This window comes from Pseudomonas xanthosomatis (genome assembly GCF_019139835.1).
Lineage (GTDB): Bacteria > Pseudomonadota > Gammaproteobacteria > Pseudomonadales > Pseudomonadaceae > Aquipseudomonas > Aquipseudomonas fakonensis.
The window spans coordinates 822,609-840,161 of the sequence record NZ_CP077075.1; the positions used below are offsets into that span (position 1 = coordinate 822,609).

The 17,553-nt window shown below is 64.6% G+C and carries 14 protein-coding genes; 10 read left to right on the top strand and 4 right to left on the bottom strand.

Annotated elements, in window-relative coordinates:
- Positions 1 to 47 precede the first annotated feature (47 nt).
- From KSS93_RS03660 to KSS93_RS03670, 3 genes are all read right to left on the bottom strand, one after another.
- Positions 48 to 740, bottom strand: coding sequence for an SPOR domain-containing protein (locus tag KSS93_RS03660; RefSeq protein WP_217887191.1), 693 nt, complete (start codon positions 738 to 740; stop codon positions 48 to 50).
- A gap of 1 nt (position 741) precedes the next feature.
- A complete protein-coding gene (gene argS, locus KSS93_RS03665; protein WP_217887192.1) occupies positions 742 to 2,478 on the bottom strand; it encodes an arginine--tRNA ligase in 1,737 nt (578 codons plus the stop codon).
- A gap of 189 nt (positions 2,479 to 2,667) precedes the next feature.
- Positions 2,668 to 4,887, bottom strand: coding sequence for a primosomal protein N' (locus KSS93_RS03670; RefSeq protein WP_217887193.1), 2,220 nt, complete (start codon positions 4,885 to 4,887; stop codon positions 2,668 to 2,670).
- A gap of 169 nt (positions 4,888 to 5,056) precedes the next feature.
- Between KSS93_RS03670 and rpmE the strand changes: the two genes are divergently transcribed.
- The 3 genes from rpmE (at position 5,057) to KSS93_RS03685 (ending at position 7,544) form a co-directional block, all read left to right on the top strand.
- Positions 5,057 to 5,272: a 50S ribosomal protein L31 gene (rpmE, locus tag KSS93_RS03675; RefSeq protein WP_054891182.1), complete on the top strand. Its 216-nt coding sequence runs from the start codon at positions 5,057 to 5,059 to the stop codon at positions 5,270 to 5,272.
- A gap of 2 nt (positions 5,273 to 5,274) precedes the next feature.
- Positions 5,275 to 6,096, top strand: a complete 822-nt coding sequence (locus KSS93_RS03680) for a thermonuclease family protein (protein ID WP_217887194.1) — start codon at positions 5,275 to 5,277, stop codon at positions 6,094 to 6,096.
- Between the two features lie 179 nt (positions 6,097 to 6,275).
- Positions 6,276 to 7,544, top strand: a complete 1,269-nt coding sequence (locus tag KSS93_RS03685) for a malic enzyme-like NAD(P)-binding protein (RefSeq protein ID WP_217887195.1) — start codon at positions 6,276 to 6,278, stop codon at positions 7,542 to 7,544.
- Between the two features lie 104 nt (positions 7,545 to 7,648).
- On the opposite strand, the gene KSS93_RS03690 is transcribed toward KSS93_RS03685, so the two are convergent.
- Positions 7,649 to 10,099 (bottom strand): penicillin-binding protein 1A, encoded by a 2,451-nt coding sequence (locus KSS93_RS03690; RefSeq protein WP_437182116.1) that lies wholly within the window; start codon positions 10,097 to 10,099, stop codon positions 7,649 to 7,651.
- 119 nt (positions 10,100 to 10,218) lie between these two features.
- Here KSS93_RS03690 and pilM point away from each other — a divergent pair, with 119 nt between their 5' ends.
- From pilM to KSS93_RS03725, 7 genes are all read left to right on the top strand, one after another.
- Positions 10,219 to 11,139, top strand: a complete 921-nt coding sequence (gene pilM / locus KSS93_RS03695; RefSeq protein ID WP_217887197.1) for a type IV pilus biogenesis protein PilM — start codon at positions 10,219 to 10,221, stop codon at positions 11,137 to 11,139.
- A complete protein-coding gene (locus tag KSS93_RS03700) occupies positions 11,139 to 11,675 on the top strand; it encodes a PilN domain-containing protein (RefSeq protein WP_217887198.1) in 537 nt (178 codons plus the stop codon). Before pilM ends, KSS93_RS03700 begins: the two co-directional genes overlap by 1 nt.
- Positions 11,672 to 12,685 carry a pilus assembly protein PilP gene (locus KSS93_RS03705; RefSeq protein ID WP_217887199.1) on the top strand — a complete coding sequence of 338 codons (1,014 nt, stop codon included), beginning with the start codon at positions 11,672 to 11,674 and terminating at the stop codon, positions 12,683 to 12,685. The genes KSS93_RS03700 and KSS93_RS03705 overlap by 4 nt, the downstream gene beginning before the upstream one ends.
- Positions 12,639 to 13,862, top strand: a complete 1,224-nt coding sequence (locus KSS93_RS03710) for a type IV pilus secretin PilQ (protein WP_437182117.1) — start codon at positions 12,639 to 12,641, stop codon at positions 13,860 to 13,862. The genes KSS93_RS03705 and KSS93_RS03710 overlap by 47 nt, the downstream gene beginning before the upstream one ends.
- Before the next feature lie 4 nt (positions 13,863 to 13,866).
- Positions 13,867 to 14,385, top strand: coding sequence for a shikimate kinase AroK (aroK, locus tag KSS93_RS03715; protein ID WP_217840759.1), 519 nt, complete (start codon positions 13,867 to 13,869; stop codon positions 14,383 to 14,385).
- 99 nt (positions 14,386 to 14,484) lie between these two features.
- Complete coding sequence (aroB, locus tag KSS93_RS03720; protein ID WP_217887201.1) at positions 14,485 to 15,582, top strand: 3-dehydroquinate synthase; 1,098 nt, start codon at positions 14,485 to 14,487, stop codon at positions 15,580 to 15,582.
- A 15-nt stretch (positions 15,583 to 15,597) separates the two neighbouring features.
- Complete coding sequence (locus KSS93_RS03725; protein ID WP_217887202.1) at positions 15,598 to 17,196, top strand: AAA family ATPase; 1,599 nt, start codon at positions 15,598 to 15,600, stop codon at positions 17,194 to 17,196.
- The last annotated feature ends 357 nt before the right edge of the window (positions 17,197 to 17,553 follow it).

The following is a 17,553-nucleotide window of genomic DNA, read 5'->3' on the forward strand; positions in this document are numbered from 1 at the left end:
CCGAGGCTGATGGCCTCATCGCCGGCAAGCCGGATCCTGCAAGGGTTTCAGGGGCGACGCTGCTGCAGCAGCAGGTTGCTGAAGCCCGCCCCGGCCAATTGCTTCTGCGCCACGGTCAGTTGCTCGCGGTTGCTGTACGGGCCGACCATCACGCGGTACCAGGTTTCTTCTTTCACCGTCCCCGACTCCACCTTCACCGCCTGGCCGAGCAGGATGATCTGCGCGCGTACCTTGTCGGCGTCGGCCTGCTTGCGGAACGAGCCGGCCTGCAGGAAGAACTGCGTGGTGGCCGCCGGCTTGATCACCGGTGGTGCCGGTGGCGGGGTTTGCCCCAGCAGCGCGGCCTGGGCGCGAGCGGTGTCGATTTTCGCCGCTTCCGCTGGCGTTACCGGGGTGGTCGGCACCACGGGCACTGGCGGTGTTTTCTCCGGCACCGCTTCAGGCGGCACTATCACTTCCGATTCCGGCAGCAGGGTGTAGAAGTCGTACTTCGGCTTCACCGGCTGCTGGGTGGCCGTGGCGGTGTTCTTGCTGGCCTCGGCGACTTTTTCGGGTTTCTGCTGCTCGGGCTTGGTGCGCTTGATGTCGCTACCGCCCGGTTCGAGCTTCATCAGGAAGACGATGAAGGCGCCCACGGTCAGGCCGACCGCCAGCCATACCCAGCCGGGTATCGGCTGCTTGGCTGGGGCGGTCTGGCGGCTGGCGCCGCGCTTGGGTGCAGGTTTTTTCTTGGCAGCCAACTTACATGCGCTCCAGGGTTTCCAGGCCCAGCAGCTCCAGGCCCTGCTTGAGGGTGCGGCCGGTCAGGGCAGCCAGGCGCAGACGGCTTTGCTGCTGCTGCGGGGTTTCGGCAGACAGGATCGGGCAGTTCTCGTAGAAGCTGGAGAACAGGCCGGCCAGGTCGTACAGGTAGCTGCACAGCACGTGCGGGGTGCCTTTGTCAGCCACGTTGTTGAGGATCTCGCCGAACTGCGCCAGGCGCGCGGCCAGGTCCTGCTCGTGGGCGGCCTGCAGCACGATGCTGCCATCGACCTCGTCGAAGCCCTTGCCGAGCTTGCGGAATACGCCGGCCACACGGGTGTAGGCGTACAGCAGGTAAGGTGCAGTGTTGCCTTCGAAGTTGAGCATCAGCTCGAAGTTGAAGCTGTAGTCGCTGGTGCGGTGCTTGGACAGGTCGGCATACTTGACCGCGCCGATACCCACCACTTCACCAATCTTGCGCAGATCGTCCTCGGCCAGGCTCGGGTTCTTCTCCTTGACCAGCGCGTAGGCGCGTTCCTTGGCTTCGGTGAGCAGGTCGATCAGCTTGACGGTGCCACCGTCGCGGGTCTTGAACGGGCGGCCATCGGCGCCGTTCATGGTGCCGAAGCCCATGTGCTCCATTTGCATCGGGTGGCCGACGAAGCCTGCGCGACGCGCCACCTCGAACACTTGGTTGAAGTGCAGCGCCTGGCGCTGGTCAACGAAGTACAGGGCGCGGTCGGCCTTGAGCACGTTGCTGCGGTAGCGCACGGCAGCCAGGTCGGTGGTGGCGTACAGGTAGCCGCCGTCAGCCTTCTGCACGATGACCGGCAGCGGGTCGCCGTCGCTGTTCTTGAACTCTTCGAGGAACACGCACTGTGCGCCCTGGTCTTCGACGAGCAGGCCCTTGGCCTTGAGGTCGGCGACCACGTTGGCCAGGTCTGCGTTGTAGGCGCTTTCGCCCATCACGTCGGCCATGGTCAGCTTGACGTTGAGCAGCTCGTAAGTCTTTTGGCAGTGGGACAGCGAAATGTCCTTGAAACGCGTCCACAGCGCCATGCACTCGGGGTCGCCTGCCTGCAGCTTGACCACCAGGCTGCGGGCGCGGGTGGCGAAGTCTTCGGACTCGTCGAAGCGCTTCTTGGCGGCGCGGTAGAAGTTCTCCAGGTCCGACAGCTCGTCGCTGGTGATCGGGTTTTCTTCCAGATAGGCCAGCAGCATGCCGAACTGGGTGCCCCAGTCGCCCACGTGGTTCTGGCGGATCACGTCGTCGCCGAGGAACTCCAGCACGCGCGCCACGCTGTCACCGATGATGGTCGAGCGCAGGTGGCCGACGTGCATTTCCTTGGCAAGGTTGGGTGCCGACATGTCGATCACCACCTTTTGCGCAGCACCGGCCTTGCGCACGCCCAGGTGGCCGTCGGCCAGGGCGGCGTCCAGGCGGCTGGCCAGGGCGTCGGTGTTCTGGAAGAAGTTCAGGAAGCCGGGGCCGGCGATCTCGACCTTGCTGATGTCGGCGCTGGCCGGCAGGGCATCGATGAGTTTTTCAGCCAGATCGCGCGGCTTCATGCCGGCGGGCTTTGCCAGCATCATGGCGATGTTGCTGGCGAAGTCGCCGTGGGTCTTGTCCCGGGCGTTTTCCACCTGGATCGCCGGCGCCAGCCCGTCAGGCAGCACACCGTCGGTGACGAGTTGGGTGAGGGCTTGCTGGATCAGCTGGCGAATGGTGTCTTTCATGGGGATCTCTTTTCGACCGCAAGCGCGGTGGGGCGCTTCGATGCGCAGGTGGAAAAACTGGGCATTATCCGTTGCCGGGGGCGGGTTGCCAACCTTTTGGCCGGTATCACTGGCCAGGCGTGGGAGCGGGCTTGCCCCGCGATGGGTTCAATCGCGTGGCAAGCCCGCTCCCACGGACCGCTCAATCGCTCAGTACAGGTCTACCGGGTCCACATCCAGCGACCAGCGTACTTGGCGCCCGGAAGGCATCTGTTCCAACACTAGCAACCAGGCACTGATCAGTCGATGCAGGTGCGCCCGGGCATTGGCCTGGAGCAACAGTTGTGCGCGAAAACGCCCCGCCCGTCGCTCCATCGGCGCCGGAACCGGGCCCAGCAGTTCGATACCGCGCAGCCCCTGCTCGTTCAGCAGGCGTTCGGCTGCGGCGCAGGCTTCGTCCAGGAAACTTTCGGCCTGGCCTGGCTTGTGCGCGTCGGCGCGCAGCAGGGCCAGGTGGGCGAACGGCGGCAGCCCGGCGGCGCGGCGTTCGTCCAGGGCCTGCTCGGCAAAGGCGAAGTAGCCTTGCTCGGTGAGTTGCACCAGCAACGGGTGGTCGGCCAGATGGGTCTGCACGATCACCTTGCCCGGCTCTTCGGCGCGGCCTGCGCGGCCCGCCACCTGCACGATCAGCTGAGCCATGCGCTCGCCGGCGCGAAAATCCCCGGAGAACAGCCCGCCGTCGGCATCGAGGATGGCCACCAGGGTAACCCGCGGGAAGTGGTGCCCCTTGGCTAGCATCTGGGTGCCCACCAGGATGCTCGGCTGGCCGCGCTGGATGGTGGTGAACAGGTTGTGCATGGCGTCCTTGCGCGAGGTGCTGTCGCGGTCCACGCGCAGGATCGGGTAGTCGGGGAACAGCACTTTCAGGCGTTCCTCGGCGCGTTCGGTGCCGGCGCCCACCGGGCGCAGGTCGACGTGGGCGCACTGCGGGCATTGCAGTGGCAGGTGTTCGTCGTAGCCGCAGTGGTGGCAGCGCAAAACCGCCGAACGCTGGTGCACGGTCATGCGCGCGTCGCAGCGCGGGCATTCGCTGAGCCAGCCGCAGTCGTGGCACAGCAGGGTGGGGGCGAAGCCGCGGCGGTTGAGGAACACCAGCACCTGCTGGCCGGCTTCCAGCGTCTGGCGAATGGCCTGCTGCAGCGGGCCGCTGATGCCACTGTCCAGCGGCAGGCTGCGCACGTCCAGGCGCAAAAAGCGCGGGGCGCGGGCGCCGCCGGCGCGCTGGTTCATGCGCAGCAGGCCGTAGCGGCCGCTGTGGGCGTTGTGCAGGCTCTCCAGTGACGGGGTGGCCGAGCCCAGCAGGATCGGGATGTTCTCCTGACGCGCGCGCACCACCGCCAGGTCGCGGGCGTGGTAGCGCAGGCCTTCCTGCTGTTTATAGGAGCCGTCGTGCTCTTCGTCGATGATGATCAGGCCGGGGTTTTTCATCGGCGTGAACAGCGCCGAACGGGTGCCGATGATGATGTCGGCCTCGCCGTCGCGCGCCGCCAGCCAGGCGTCCAGCCGCTCGCGGTCGGCCACTGCCGAGTGCAGCAGGGCGATGCGCGCGTTGAAGCGCTGCTCGAAGCGCTGCAGGGTCTGTGGCCCGAGGTTGATCTCGGGGATCAGGATCAGCGCCTGCTTGCCGGCCTCGAGGGTTTCGCGGATCAGCTGCAGGTAGACCTCGGTCTTGCCGCTGCCGGTCACCCCGGCGAGCAAAAAGGCGTGGAACGCCCCGAAGCCCGAGCGCACCGCCTCGAAAGCGGCGCGTTGCTCTTCGTTGAGCGGCAGTTCCGGCTGCGCCAGCCAGTGCTCGTGGCGCGCAGTCGGCAGGTGACGGCGCACTTCGATGCTCACCAGGTCCTTGGCCAGCAGCAAGTCCAGGCTGTCCTTGTTCAGGCCGAGCTTGCCCAGCAGGCTGTGGGCCACGCCGTGGGGGTGTTGCGACAAGGTCTTGAGCGCCTCGCGCTGGCGCGGTGCGCGGGCGATGCGCGGGTCTTCCAGACGTGCGCCGGGGGCCACGTGCCAGAAGCGCTCCTGGCGGGCTTCGGCGGCCTCGCCCTGGCGCAGCAGGGTGGGTAGGGCCCAGCTCAAGGTGTCGCCGAGGCTGTGCTGGTAGTACTGCGCGGTCCACAGGCACAGCTTGAACAGCGCCGGCGGAATAGGCGAAATCGGGTCGAGCAGGGCGACAGCGGGCTTGAGCTTGTCGGCGGGTACTTCGCTGCTTTGCGCCACTTCCACCAGCACGCCGATCATCTCGCGGCGGCCAAACGGCACGCGGATGCGCATGCCCGGGGTCAGCACCTGGCGCGCCATGCTCGCCGGGGCCTGGTAGTCGAACAGGCGACGCAGCGGCGAGGGTAGGGCAAGGCGCAGGATGACGTCGGACACGCGGAAGGTCTCTGGAGGGCGTTTCGGTAATCGGGCGAGCCTAGCAGACGACGGCCGGTGCAAGCGACAACTTGCGCTGGCCCCGTGCTCTGGTATTATTCGCCGCCTAATTACGTGCGGTATTCAACAATAGGTGTTGGGTGGCGGCACGCAGCTCGAGGAAGTGACCATGAAAGCAGATATTCATCCGAACTACGAAGCAGTTGCCGTCACCTGCAGCTGCGGCAACAAGTTCGAAACTCGTTCGACCCTGGGCAACACCCTGGCGATCGACGTTTGCAACCTGTGCCACCCGTTCTACACCGGTAAGCAAAAAGTCCTGGACACCGGTGGTCGCGTACAGAAGTTCGCCGATCGCTTCGGTATGTTCGGTACCAAGAAGTAATCATGCGCATGGCGAATCTCTCGAGGTTCGCGTTGCTGCAAAAAAAAGCGCCCCTTGCGGGCGCTTTTTTTATGGGTGTTTTCTGGCAACTGCCGGCCCTGGCGTTTTGCCCGTTGCCCGAGCGGGCGCAGCAGGTGGCTGTGCGCCATGTGGTCGATGGCGATACCGTTCGACTGGTTGACGGCCGCAGCGTGCGCCTGATCGGCATCAATGCGCCGGAGCTTGCGCGCAAGGGGCGCCCCGCAGAGCCCCACGCCGAGGCTGCGAAAAAGCGCCTGCAGGCACTGGTCAAGGCCAGTGGTGGCAAAGTCGGGCTGGTCACCGGCACAGAGCCCAAAGACAAGTACGGGCGCACCCTGGCGCACATTTACAGCCGCACTGGCAACAATCTGGAAGCACAACTGCTCAGCGAAGGGTTGGGTTATCAGGTTGCCTTCGCGCCCAATGTGCACCTGGCCGGCTGTCAGGCTCAGGCCGAACAGGTGGCGCGCCAGCGTCGGCTGGGGGTCTGGCGCCATTCGCCGGTGCAGCCGGCATGGCGAGTGCGGCAGGCCGGTTTTGCGGTGATCAGCGGCAAAGTCGGCAATATAGAGCGCAATCGTGGTGGCATCTGGCTGCATCTGGATGGCGCCGTCACGCTTCAGGTCCCCGCTCGTCTGCAGCGCCACTTCCCGGCCAGCTTCTTGGCTACCCTCAAGGGACGCCAGGTCGAGGCGCGCGGCTGGGTAGTGGACCGCTCCCGCAAGGGTGCGCTCAAGCCGGGGCAGCGGCGCTGGCTGTTGCCATTGACCGACCCGAGCATGCTCAAAGCTGTTTCCGGCTAAATAGTTGTAGACAGTTTGATGTTGGATTGTACACACTGGGTTTTCCCAAACCCCGTGGGTCATAGCGTAAAGTCGTAGGCCAAAGGCCTTGACACTAGTGACCGGGCAGTCTTGTCGCCCCCCGGCACTTTGCGTATCCTCGGCGGTCCGTCAGAACAGTAAATAGCGGAATGCCCATCATGTCAGACCTGAAAACCGCCGCTCTCGAATACCATGCTCAGCCTCGCCCGGGGAAACTGAGCGTCGAGCTCACCAAGCCAACCGCCACTGCCCGTGACCTCGCCCTGGCCTACAGCCCAGGCGTCGCCGAACCAGTACGCGAAATCGGCCGTGACCCAGAGTTGGCTTACAAGTACACCGGCAAGGGCAACCTGGTCGCGGTAATCTCCGATGGCACCGCTATCCTGGGTCTGGGTGACCTGGGCCCGCTGGCCTCCAAGCCGGTCATGGAAGGCAAGGGCGTTCTGTTCAAGCGTTTCGCCGGTATCGACGTGTTCGACATCGAAGTCGAGTCGGAAAGCCCGCAGGCCTTCATCGACACCGTGCGTCGCATCTCCATCACCTTCGGTGGCATCAACCTCGAAGATATCAAGGCACCTGAGTGCTTCGAGATCGAGCGCACCCTGATCGAGCAGTGCGACATCCCGGTATTCCACGATGACCAGCACGGCACCGCCATCGTCACCGCGGCCGGCATGATCAACGCCCTGGAAATCGCCGGCAAGAAGCTCGAAGAAGCCAAGATCGTCTGCCTGGGCGCCGGCGCTGCCGCCATCTCCTGCATGAAGCTGCTGGTGAGCATGGGTGCCAAGGTCGAGAACATCTTCATGATCGACCGCAGCGGCGTGATCCACGCTGGCCGTGACGACCTGAACCAGTACAAGGCCCAGTTCGCCCACGCCACCGACAAGCGCACCCTGGCCGACGCCCTCGATGGCGCCGACGTGTTCGTTGGCCTGTCCGGCCCGAACCTGCTGAGCCCGGAAGGCCTGAAGTCGATGGCTGCCAACCCGATCGTGTTCGCCTGCTCGAACCCGGACCCGGAAATCTCGCCAGAGCTGGCCCACGCCACCCGCAACGACGTGATCATGGCTACCGGTCGTTCCGACTACCCGAACCAGGTCAACAACGTACTGGGCTTCCCGTTCATCTTCCGTGGTGCCCTGGACGTTCGCGCCAAGCGCATCAACGAAGAAATGAAGATCGCCGCCGCCATCGCCCTGAAGGACCTGGCCAAGCTGCCGGTTCCGAAAGAAGTCTGCGACGCCTATGGCGTACAGGCGCTGGAGTTCGGCCGTGAGTACATCATTCCGAAGCCGCTGGACGCCCGCCTGATCACCGTCGTTTCCGACGCGGTGGCCAAGGCCGCCATCGAATCCGGTGTGGCTACCCTGCCGTATCCGAAGCACTACCCGCTGACCAGCGTGGATGATGTGTTCAACGGCTGATTTGCCGTAGCGTCATGCAAAAGCCCCGGCTTGTGAGAGCCGGGGCTTTTTTGTTGTTGTAAGACCATTCTGCTTATCAGGTGCGACGCGCCAGGAGTCCCTGCTCAGAACAAGTCCATCGGCGCCGCTTCATCCGCCGGCAGCGGGCTGCCCGGTGCTGCTCCGTTGCCCAGTTCATCCACCGACGGTGGCGAGTCTTCGGCCTTGAACAGCTCGAAGTAGGCGTTCGGCGTGCTCGGCGTGGCGGCGCGGCCGCTGACCGGGTCGACGCGCAGGCTGAGGATGCCTTCGGGTTCGGCCGGGGCATGCTCGGGCTTGCCCTTGAGCGCCGGGCCCATGAAGTTCATCCAGATCGGCAGCGCAACGGTACCGCCGTACTCGCGCCGGCCGAGGGTTTCCGGCTGGTCGAAGCCCACCCACACCGTGGTGACGTAGTCGGCGTTGTAGCCGGAGAACCAGGCATCCTTGGACTCGTTGGTGGTGCCGGTCTTGCCCGCCAGGTCGCCACGGCCCAGGGCCAGGGCGCGGCGTCCGGTACCGCGCTTGATCACATCCTGCAGCATGCTGGTGAGGATGTAGGTGGTGCGGCCGTCGACGATTTGCTCGGCCACCGCCGGTGCCTGTGGTGCCGGGGCGGTCTGGCCCAGGGCCGACGGCGCCTCGCCTGGCATCGCCGCGACGCTGATCGGCTGTTCGGGCGCGGCAAGGCCGGCCTGGTCCTGGTTGCCCTGCGGTACCCGCGCCGGGTTGGCGGTGAACAGGGTTTCGCCGTTACGGCTCTCGATACGCTGGATCAGGTACGGGTTGATCTTGTAGCCGCCGTTGGCAAAGGTGCTCCAGCCCGTGGCGATTTCCATCGGCGTCAGGGTGGCGGTGCCCAAGGCCAGTGACAGGTTGCGCGGCAGGTCCTGCTTGTTGAAGCCGAACTTGGCGATGTAGTCGATGGTGCGGTCTACGCCCATGGCCTGCAGCAGGCGGATCGACACCAGGTTGCGCGACTTGTACAGCGCCTCGCGCATGCGGATCGGGCCGAGGAAGGTGTTGGTGTCGTTCTTTGGCCGCCAGACCTTGTCCAGGTACTCGTCGACGAACACGATCGGCGCATCGTTGACCAGGCTGGCGGCGGTGTAGCCGCTGTCCAGTGCTGCGCTGTAGACGAACGGCTTGAAGCTCGAGCCCGGCTGGCGCTTGGCCTGCATGGCGCGGTTGTAGTTGCTCTGCTCGAACGAGAAGCCGCCCACCAGCGCGCGGATTGCGCCGTCGGACGGGTCGAGGGTGACCAGTGCGCTCTGGGCGCCCGGTACCTGGCTGAACTTGAGCTTGCCGTCGTCCAGGCGCTGCAGGCGTACCAGGTCGCCGACCTGGGCCACATCGGCCGGCGATTGCGGCGCGCGGCCCTGCGAGTTGCTGTTCAGGTAGGGGCGGGCCCACTTCATGGTGTCCCAGGCCACGGTTTCTTCAAGGCCGGCGCGGGTCATGACCTTGAGGCCGGTTTTCTCGACCTGGGTGACGATGGCCGGTTCCAGGCCGCCGAGTGGGCGCTGCTTGCCCAGCTCCTGCAGCCAGGCAGCGCGGGTCTTGCCCGGGAAGCGCGACTCCGGGCCGCGGTAGCCGTGGCGTTCGTCGTATTCGGACAGACCGTTGAGCACGGCGCTGTTGGCCATCTGCTGCATGTCGCTCGGCACCGTGGTAGTGACCCGGAAGCCCTCGGTGTAGGCCTCGCTGCCGTAGCGGCCAACCATCTCGGCGCGGGCCATTTCGGCAACGTAAGGCGCGTTCACTTCCGGTGCCGGCACGTGGTAGCTGGCGTTCAGCGGCTCGGCGAGGGCCGCCTGGTAGCTGGCTTCGTCGATCTTGCCGAGCTTGTACATGCGCCCCAGGATCCAGTCGCGGCGCTCCTTGGCGCGTACCGGGTTGGCCAGCGGGTTGAAGCGCGACGGCGCTTTTGGCAGGCCGGCGATCATGGCCATCTGCGCCAGGCTCACGTCGCGGATCGACTTGCCGTAGTACACCTGTGCGGCTGCGTCGATGCCGTAGGCGCGGTTGCCCAGGTAAATCTTGTTGACGTACAGCTCGAGGATTTCGTCCTTGGTCAGTTCGCGCTCGATCTGCAGGGCCAGCAGGATTTCGTTGGTCTTGCGCGAGAAACTGCGTTCGCTGGAGAGGAAGAAGTTCTTCGCCACCTGCATGGTGATGGTGCTGCCGCCGCTCTGGATATGCCCGGACTTGACCAGTTGCGTGGCCGCACGCATCAGGCTGCTGGGGTCGACACCGTAGTGGTTGAGGAAATTGTCGTCCTCAGCCGACAGAAGCGCCTGAATGAACTGTGGGGGAATTTCCTGGAACTTGATCGGCGAGCGGCGCATTTCGCCGAACTCGGCAATCAGCTTGCCGTCGCTGCTGTACACCCTCAGGGGGATTTGCAACTGGACGCTTCTGAGCGAATCGACCGACGGGAGGTTGGGGCTAAGATACAGAAACGCACCGCTCACACCGAGTACGAGCGCGCAGATGACTGCGACGAAAGACCACCAGAAGAACTTCAGCAGGCGTATCAAGGCTTTTGGGTGTCCAGGTTGAGGGGTGGATTGCACGCGGGGCCAGCGGACAGGGAAAAATCGCTGGGCATTATAAGCATTTTTCGCCCCGCCGGGTGACCGGCCGGGCTGCTGCCTTGACCGTCCGTGCCGCAACGGCGCGGCTTTCGGGCGGCCACGAAGGAATAGCCATGCTTGGACGTTTTGGCAGGGATGCCGGTTCACTGCTGGGGGTGGAAATCACCTCTGGCGGCATAAGAATGATGCAGGCTCGCCAGCAGGCCGGCCAATATCGGGTTATCGGTTGGGCATGCGAGAAACTCGAGTTGCCGCGGCCCGGCGGCCCGGACCCGATGGTGAACGCGCTGCGCCAGGCCCACCGCCGGTGTGCGACCCGTCAGCGGCAGGTGGCCGTGGCGCTACCGGCCTCTCAGGTGATCTGCAAGGTCTGCCAGGTGCCGCAAGGGGCATGTGCGCAGGCGATCGAAACCCAGTTGCTGGCAGAGGCTGGCCAACTGTTCCCGTTCCCCCTTGATGACCTTGCCCTGGACTTCCAGGTGCTGCAGCCCTCGGCAAGCCAACCCGAAGCTGTCGATGTATTGGTCGCGGCATGCCGCCAGAGCCAGCTCGACCCGCTCGAGCAACAGTTTGCCGAGGCCGGCCTTGAACTGGTGGCCGTGGAGGTCGACAGCTTTGCCTTGCGGCGGGTGCTGGGGCCTGCGCCCTCGGTTGGCGTGGCGCTGTTGCAGATGGAGCGTGAAGAGCTGGTGTTGCATCGCTGGCAGCCTGACCAACTGCCCCAGCGTCAGCACCTGCCGTTGGCCGCATCTGGACAGTGGTGCGAAGCGGTGTCGGGCTTGCTGCAATTGAACGGCGACAAAATCGATGAATTGGTGCTTAGCGGCGTTGCCGCCGATGCCGCAACAGCCAGGCGGCTGAGTGAGCAGTCGGGGGTCAGCTGTCGGGTTGTGGCGTTGCCTTTGGCTAATCTCCCGGCCGGGTTCTCGAGCGCCGCGATGGCATTGGCTTGCGGGCTGGCAATGGGTGGGCTGCGGTGATGGTGCGTCTGAACCTGATGCCGTGGCGCGAACGGCGACGCGCCCAGGTGCTGCGGCACTTTTGCATGATGCTGGTTGGCAGTTGTGTGTTGGCGTTGGCTGGCCTGCTGCTGCTCGATCAACTGGCCCGCGCGCGGCTGGCGCAGCAGGTCGCAGCTACCGCGCTGTATCAGGTGCAATTGAATCACTTCGATAGCCAGCAGCTAACCGTCACTGAGTTGCGTAACGAACGCGAGGCCTTGCAGCAGCAACAGGCGGCACTGATGCAGTTGAGGGCTGGCCAGGCGACGCTTGTCAGTCTGTTCCAGGGTTTGGAAAAAGCCATGCCCGACGGCGCCCGATTTACCGAGCTGAATCTTGAGAACGGGCGCCTGCGGCTGGCCGGGTTGGCGGCCTCGGCTGCGGTAGTAGCCCAGTTGATGCGCGATCTGGAGGCCATGCAGGTACTGAGTGGGCTGGAACTGGTGTTCCTGCGTCATGAGGCTGCCGGGGATGCTTTCTTGATCACTGCCGAACTGTCGGCGGGCTGGTCATGACCCCTGTACTTTCTTTCGACTGGCAGTCACTGGCTACCCGCTCAAGGCTGTTGCGGGTACTGGCCATACTGCTTGCGGTGCTTTTGATCATGCTGCTTGGCTGGTTCGCTGCTTTGCGAGAAACGCAAAGTGCCTATCGGCGTGCCGGTGAGCAGGCGCGCGATGCATTGCAGGTAATGGCGACGCGCGAGGCCGAGGTTGCCGGGCTCGAGCCTGAGCGTGCCGCCTTGGCAAGTGCCCGCTTGCAGTTGCAGGAAACCCGCTGGCGGTTGGATGCCGGCGAAGGCATGAGCGAGCTGCTCGAGCAGTTGGCGGTGTCCGGGCATGAGCACGGCTTGCTCTTCGAGCACATCGAAGTGCTGCAGGAGGGCCAGTCGACGGCGGCTTATCGGCGGGTGCCGCTGGATATCCGGGTGCTTGGCCACTATCCCGCGTTACGAGGTTGGCTTGAGCAGTGGCAGCAACAGTTGCGTTTGCTGCAGGTTGCCCAGCTCAACCTGGGGCAGGTGATCGGCAAGCCCGGGCTGGTGCGTGCGCAATTGCGCGTACACGCCTATCACGCTGGCGAGCCGCTGCCCGTGCCGCCTTCGCTTGCCGACGAACCTTCGCGCCCTCCTTTGGCCAGCAGCGCGTTCGACCCCTTCCAGCCCTGGTCCAGCGGGCCGAGCGCGGATGGGCTGGGGCGGGTTCCGCTGGAGCAGATGAAAATGGTCGGCAGCCTGTCTACTGCCGGGCGATATCAGGCGCTGGTGTCTGTGGCCGGGCACCTGCACCGAGTCAGCGAGGGGCAGCGGCTGGGCCGTGACGAAGGGGTAGTGGTGCGTATCGACGAGCAACGCATGGAAGTGCGCGAGCGCTTGTACATGGCCGGAGGCTGGCAGCAGCGCCTCCGGTATCTGGCGCTCGGGAAGGGCGCGCGTGGAGAGGGCATGGATGGTGAGGATGAAACTGGCAATAGTCTGGATGTCGGTGTTGCTGATGGCGATCTACCCGGCGCAGGCAGCGCCTAAGAAGGGTGAGCCGATGTCGCTGAATTTTCAGGATGTCGAAGTTCGTTCAGTGTTGCAGGTGATGGCCGATTTTGCCGGCATCAACCTGGTGGCCAGCGATACGGTGCAGGGCCGCATTACTTTGCGCCTGGAGTCGGTGCCCTGGGAGCAGGCGCTCGACCTGGTGCTGCGCAGCAAGGGGCTGGGCCGGCGCATGGAAGGCTCGGTGATGGTGGTGGCGCCGCTTGCCGAGCTGGCCGGGCAGGGTGTGGAGCTGGAGCAGGCGCCGTTGCAGCGGGAACTGCTGGCCATCCATCACGCCAATGCCAGCGAATTGGCCGAACTGTTGCTGGCCAGCCTGGCCGACGAGAGTGTTTTCGCCGTGCGCGGCAGTGTCGGCGTGGACGCGCGGACCAACACGCTGGTGGTGGTACAGCCGCCAGGCCGGTTGGCCGAGCTGCGCGAGCTGGTGGCGAGGCTGGATGTGCCCGTTCGTCAGGTAATGATCGAAGCGCGCATCGTCGAAGCTGGGGTGGATTACGAAAAAGTCCTTGGGGTGCGCTGGGGGCGTCAGTTGTATGGGGGGAATGCCCGCCTGGGCCATGAACTGTTCGTCGACCTGGGGGTGGAGCGGGCTACGTCAGGTGTTGGTGTGGGGTTGCTGCGCAGCGATATCCTGCTGGATCTGGAGCTGAGCGCCATGGAGAAGAGCGGCCATGGCGAGATCATCTCGCAACCCAAGGTGGTCACCGCCGACAAGGAAACCGCGCGCATCATCAAGGGCACCGAGGTGCCGTACCAGGAAACCACCAAAAGCGGCGCCACCTCGATTTCCTTTCGCGAGGCCTCGCTGTCGCTGGAGGTGACGCCGCAGATCACCCCCGACGGCAAGGTGGTCATGGAGGTGCGGGTGACCAAGGACGAGCCTGACTTCGTCAATGCCCTGAACAACGTCCCGCCGATCCGCAAGAACGAGGTCAATGCCAAGGTGCGGGTGGCCGATGGCGAAACCATTGTGATTGGTGGCGTGTACTCGACGTCGCAGAACAAAGTGGTGGATAAGGTGCCATTTTTCGGCGATCTGCCGTATGTTGGGCGGCTGTTTCGACGCGATGCATTACAAGAGAAAAAATCCGAGCTGCTGGTCTTCCTGACTCCGCGTATCATGAATGACCAGGCGATTGCTGTGAGTCGTTGATTCTGTGCGAAATTTGATACTTGTAGGGCCCATGGGCGCTGGTAAAAGCACCATCGGGCGCCTGTTGGCCAAAGAGCTGCGCCTGTTGTTCAAAGATTCCGACAAGGAAATCGAACTGCGGTCCGGCGCCAATATCCCGTGGATCTTCGACAAGGAAGGCGAGCCGGGCTTCCGTGACCGTGAGCAGGCGATGATCGCCGAGCTCAGCGCGCTCGATGGCGTGGTGCTGGCCACCGGTGGTGGCGCGGTGATGCGCGAAGCCAACCGCGCAGCGCTGCATGCTGGCGGGCGGGTAATCTACCTGCACGCCTCCGTCGAGCAGCAGGTCGGGCGCACTGCCCGTGACCGCAATCGGCCCTTGCTGCGCACCGCCAACCCGGAGGCCACCCTGCGCGCCCTGCTCGAGGCGCGCGACCCGCTTTACCGGGAAATCGCCGACCTGGTGGTAGAAACCGACGAACGGCCACCGCGCATGGTGGTGCTCGACATTCTCGAGCGTTTGCAGAAGTTGCCGCCCCGCTAAGCCGGGGTCTATCCTCGGCGACCAACGCCGGGGCGGGGTTGAACGTCACCGCGCGGCGCCGCACCGTCGGCACCGCGCCCAAGTACATTGTGGGGATACATGCAGACACTGAAGGTCGACCTGGGCGAGCGCAGCTACCCCATCTACATTGGCGAAGGCCTGCTGGACCAGCCCGAACTGCTGGCGCCGCACATCCGCGGCCGGCAGGTGGCCATCGTTTCCAACGAAACCGTCGCGCCTCTGTATCTCGAACGCCTGAGCAAGACCCTGGGTGCCTACTCGGTGCAGCCGGTGATCCTGCCGGACGGCGAAGCCCACAAGAACTGGGAAACCCTGCAACTGATCTTCGACGGGCTGCTGACCGCCCGCCACGACCGCCGCACCACCGTGGTCGCCCTTGGTGGCGGGGTAATCGGCGACATGGCCGGTTTTGCTGCGGCCTGCTACCAGCGCGGTGTGGACTTCATCCAGGTGCCGACCACGTTGTTGTCCCAGGTGGACTCGTCGGTGGGCGGCAAGACTGGCATCAACCACCCGCTGGGCAAGAACATGGTCGGGGCTTTTTACCAGCCCAACGCCGTACTCATCGACACCACCAGCCTGAAAACACTGCCTGCGCGTGAACTGTCCGCCGGGCTTGCCGAAGTGATCAAGTACGGGCTGATCTGCGACGAGCCGTTCCTTGGCTGGCTCGAAGACAACATGCAGGCCCTGCGTTCGCTGGAGCCTGCTGCCCTGACCGAAGCCATCCGCCGTTCCTGCGCTGCCAAAGCGGCAGTGGTGGGCGCCGATGAGCGCGAGTCGGGGGTGCGTGCCACCCTCAACCTCGGCCACACCTTCGGCCACGCCATCGAGACCCACATGGGCTATGGCGTCTGGCTGCATGGCGAGGCCGTGTCGGCAGGTACGGTGATGGCCCTGGAGATGTCCATGCGCCTGGGCTGGATCGACCAGGCCGGGCGTGATCGCGCAATTCGCCTGCTGCAGGACGCAGGATTGCCGGTGGTGCCACCACAGGAAATGACCCCGGCGCATTTCATGGAGCACATGGCGGTCGACAAGAAAGTGCTCGATGGCCGCCTGCGCCTGGTGCTGCTGCGCCAGATGGGCGAGGCCGTCGTCACCGACGACTATCCGAAAGAGATTCTTCAGGCCACGCTGGCGGCGGATTACCGCGCGATCGTGGCCCAGCTTTGAGGTTGTGACAACGCAATGAGCACTCTGCATGCCGATGAGGCGTTCCTCGAACATTATCAACTGACCCACGACCCGTTCGCCCCGCGGGTGCCGGGCTTCAAGTTCTTCCCGGCCCAGCGCAAGCCGGTGCTGGGCCAACTGCATCACCTGGCGCGCTACAGCCAGCTGATGCTGGTGGTCACCGGCCCCGTGGGCAGTGGCAAGACCTTGCTGCGCCAGGCGTTGGTGGCCAGCACCAACAAGCAGTCGGTGCAAAGCGTGGTGGTGTCCGCCCGTGGTGCTGCCGATGCCGCCAGCGTGCTCGGGCAGGTGGCCCAGTCGCTGAACGTGGCGCAGCCCGAAGTACAGGCGATCCTGTCGCAGGTGGTGCAGCTGGCGCTGACCGGCCAGGAAGTCTATTTGCTGGTGGACGATGCGGAACAACTCGACGAGTCGGCACTCCAAGCGTTGCTGGAGTTGGCGGCGGGCGTGGCCGAAGGCCGTCCGCACGTGTTCCTGTTCGGTGAGCCTTCGCTGATCGCCGGGCTCGATGAGCTCAGCATCGAGGAAGAGCGCTTCCACATCATCGAGCTTGCGCCTTACAGCGAGGAAGAAACCCGCGAGTACCTGGAGCAGCGCCTGGATGGTGCAGGCCGGGGCATCGAGGTGTTCACCCGCGAACAGATCGTCGACATCCACGAAAACTCCGACGGGTGGCCTGGCACCATCAACCAGGTCGCTCGCGATACCTTGATCGAAGCCATGATCGCCAGCCGGACCACGGCCAAGCGACCATCCATGGGGTTCAAAATGCCTAAGAAACACGTGCTTGCGCTGTCCGCTGTGGTCGTGGTCGCCGTTGGTGCTGCGGTGCTGATGCCGAAGAAGGGCGACAAGGCACCTACCGAGGCGCCTGCCGCCCAGGCCCAGCTGCCCTTGGGCCAGCAAGGTGGTGCGGCGCCGAACATCGAGTTCTCTGGCTCGTCGCAGCCGATGCCGCTGCCGCTGGTCGGCCAGTCGCAGCCGGTAATGCGCGAACCGCTGGCGCAAGCCGCTGGCATGGGGGATGGCGAAGAGGCAAGCCCTGCGGGCAACACTGCACTGCAGCCGGCAGCGCCATCAGCCGCTGTGCCGCCAACCGTGACCACCATCGCGCCGCCACAGGGGGCCACGGCCAGCGTTGCGCCGGCACCGGCCCAGCCAGTGACCAACGCTCCGGTTGCGCCTGTGCAAAAGCCTGTCGCAACCCAGCCAGCCAAGCCGGTTGCGCCTGCCAAGCCGGCTGCGGCACCGACCCAGGTCGCCACTGCCAAGCCAGCCGAAAAACCGGCCGCCGGCGGCGCTGGCAACAGCAGCTGGTACGCCGGGCAAAAAGCCGGTAATTACGTGGTGCAGATCTTCGGCACCAGCTCCGAGGCGTCGGCCCAGGCCTTCGTCAAGGCACAGGGTGGCGACTATCGCTACTTCCGCAAGAACCTCCAGGGCAAGCCGCTTTACGTGGTCACTTACGGCAATTTCGCCAACCGCGACGCAGCCGCTGCGGCAATCAAGAACTTGCCAGCCAAGGTCCAGGCTGGTAAACCTTGGCCACGAACCGTCGGCAGCGTCCAACAAGAGCTGGCCACGGCCCGCTGATACCTTCCGGGCGGCATCACCCCGCCGCCCAGTTGCCGAGCGACTTCCAGCTTTTCAACTAGCCTGCTGCGCCTGAGCGCGGCAGGCTTTTCTGTCCCAGACTGCCGGCCACAAGCCCTCTGTTGCAGTCATGGCTGAAACGCTTCAGACTCGAGCCAAGCCGCTATCACGGCGCATGGCGCAAAAACATTCAAAATTGCGACATAAATTTTCAATGGCGAGACATGAAAATTTGTGGGCGTCGCTGTCCCTGTGCAACAATGGTTTTCCATGGCCACCGCAAAAAAGCTGGCGTTTGATCGGCGTGGATGGTAAGTGGTTGTTAAAAAAGAGATTTGCCTCCGGCTGAGGGGCGAA

Excerpts from the sequence above, each read along its gene's own strand:
- argS (WP_217887192.1), bottom strand. The coding sequence starts at position 2,478 with ATGAAAGACACCATTCGCCAGCTGATCCAGCAAGCCCTCACCCAACTC.
- rpmE (WP_054891182.1), top strand. The coding sequence starts at position 5,057 with ATGAAAGCAGATATTCATCCGAACTACGAAGCAGTTGCCGTCACCTGC.
- KSS93_RS03680 (WP_217887194.1), top strand. The coding sequence starts at position 5,275 with ATGCGCATGGCGAATCTCTCGAGGTTCGCGTTGCTGCAAAAAAAAGCG.
- KSS93_RS03685 (WP_217887195.1), top strand. The coding sequence starts at position 6,276 with ATGTCAGACCTGAAAACCGCCGCTCTCGAATACCATGCTCAGCCTCGC.
- KSS93_RS03700 (WP_217887198.1), top strand. The coding sequence starts at position 11,139 with ATGGTGCGTCTGAACCTGATGCCGTGGCGCGAACGGCGACGCGCCCAG.
- KSS93_RS03705 (WP_217887199.1), top strand. The coding sequence starts at position 11,672 with ATGACCCCTGTACTTTCTTTCGACTGGCAGTCACTGGCTACCCGCTCA.
- KSS93_RS03710 (WP_437182117.1), top strand. The coding sequence starts at position 12,639 with ATGTCGGTGTTGCTGATGGCGATCTACCCGGCGCAGGCAGCGCCTAAG.
- aroB (WP_217887201.1), top strand. The coding sequence starts at position 14,485 with ATGCAGACACTGAAGGTCGACCTGGGCGAGCGCAGCTACCCCATCTAC.
- KSS93_RS03725 (WP_217887202.1), top strand. The coding sequence starts at position 15,598 with ATGAGCACTCTGCATGCCGATGAGGCGTTCCTCGAACATTATCAACTG.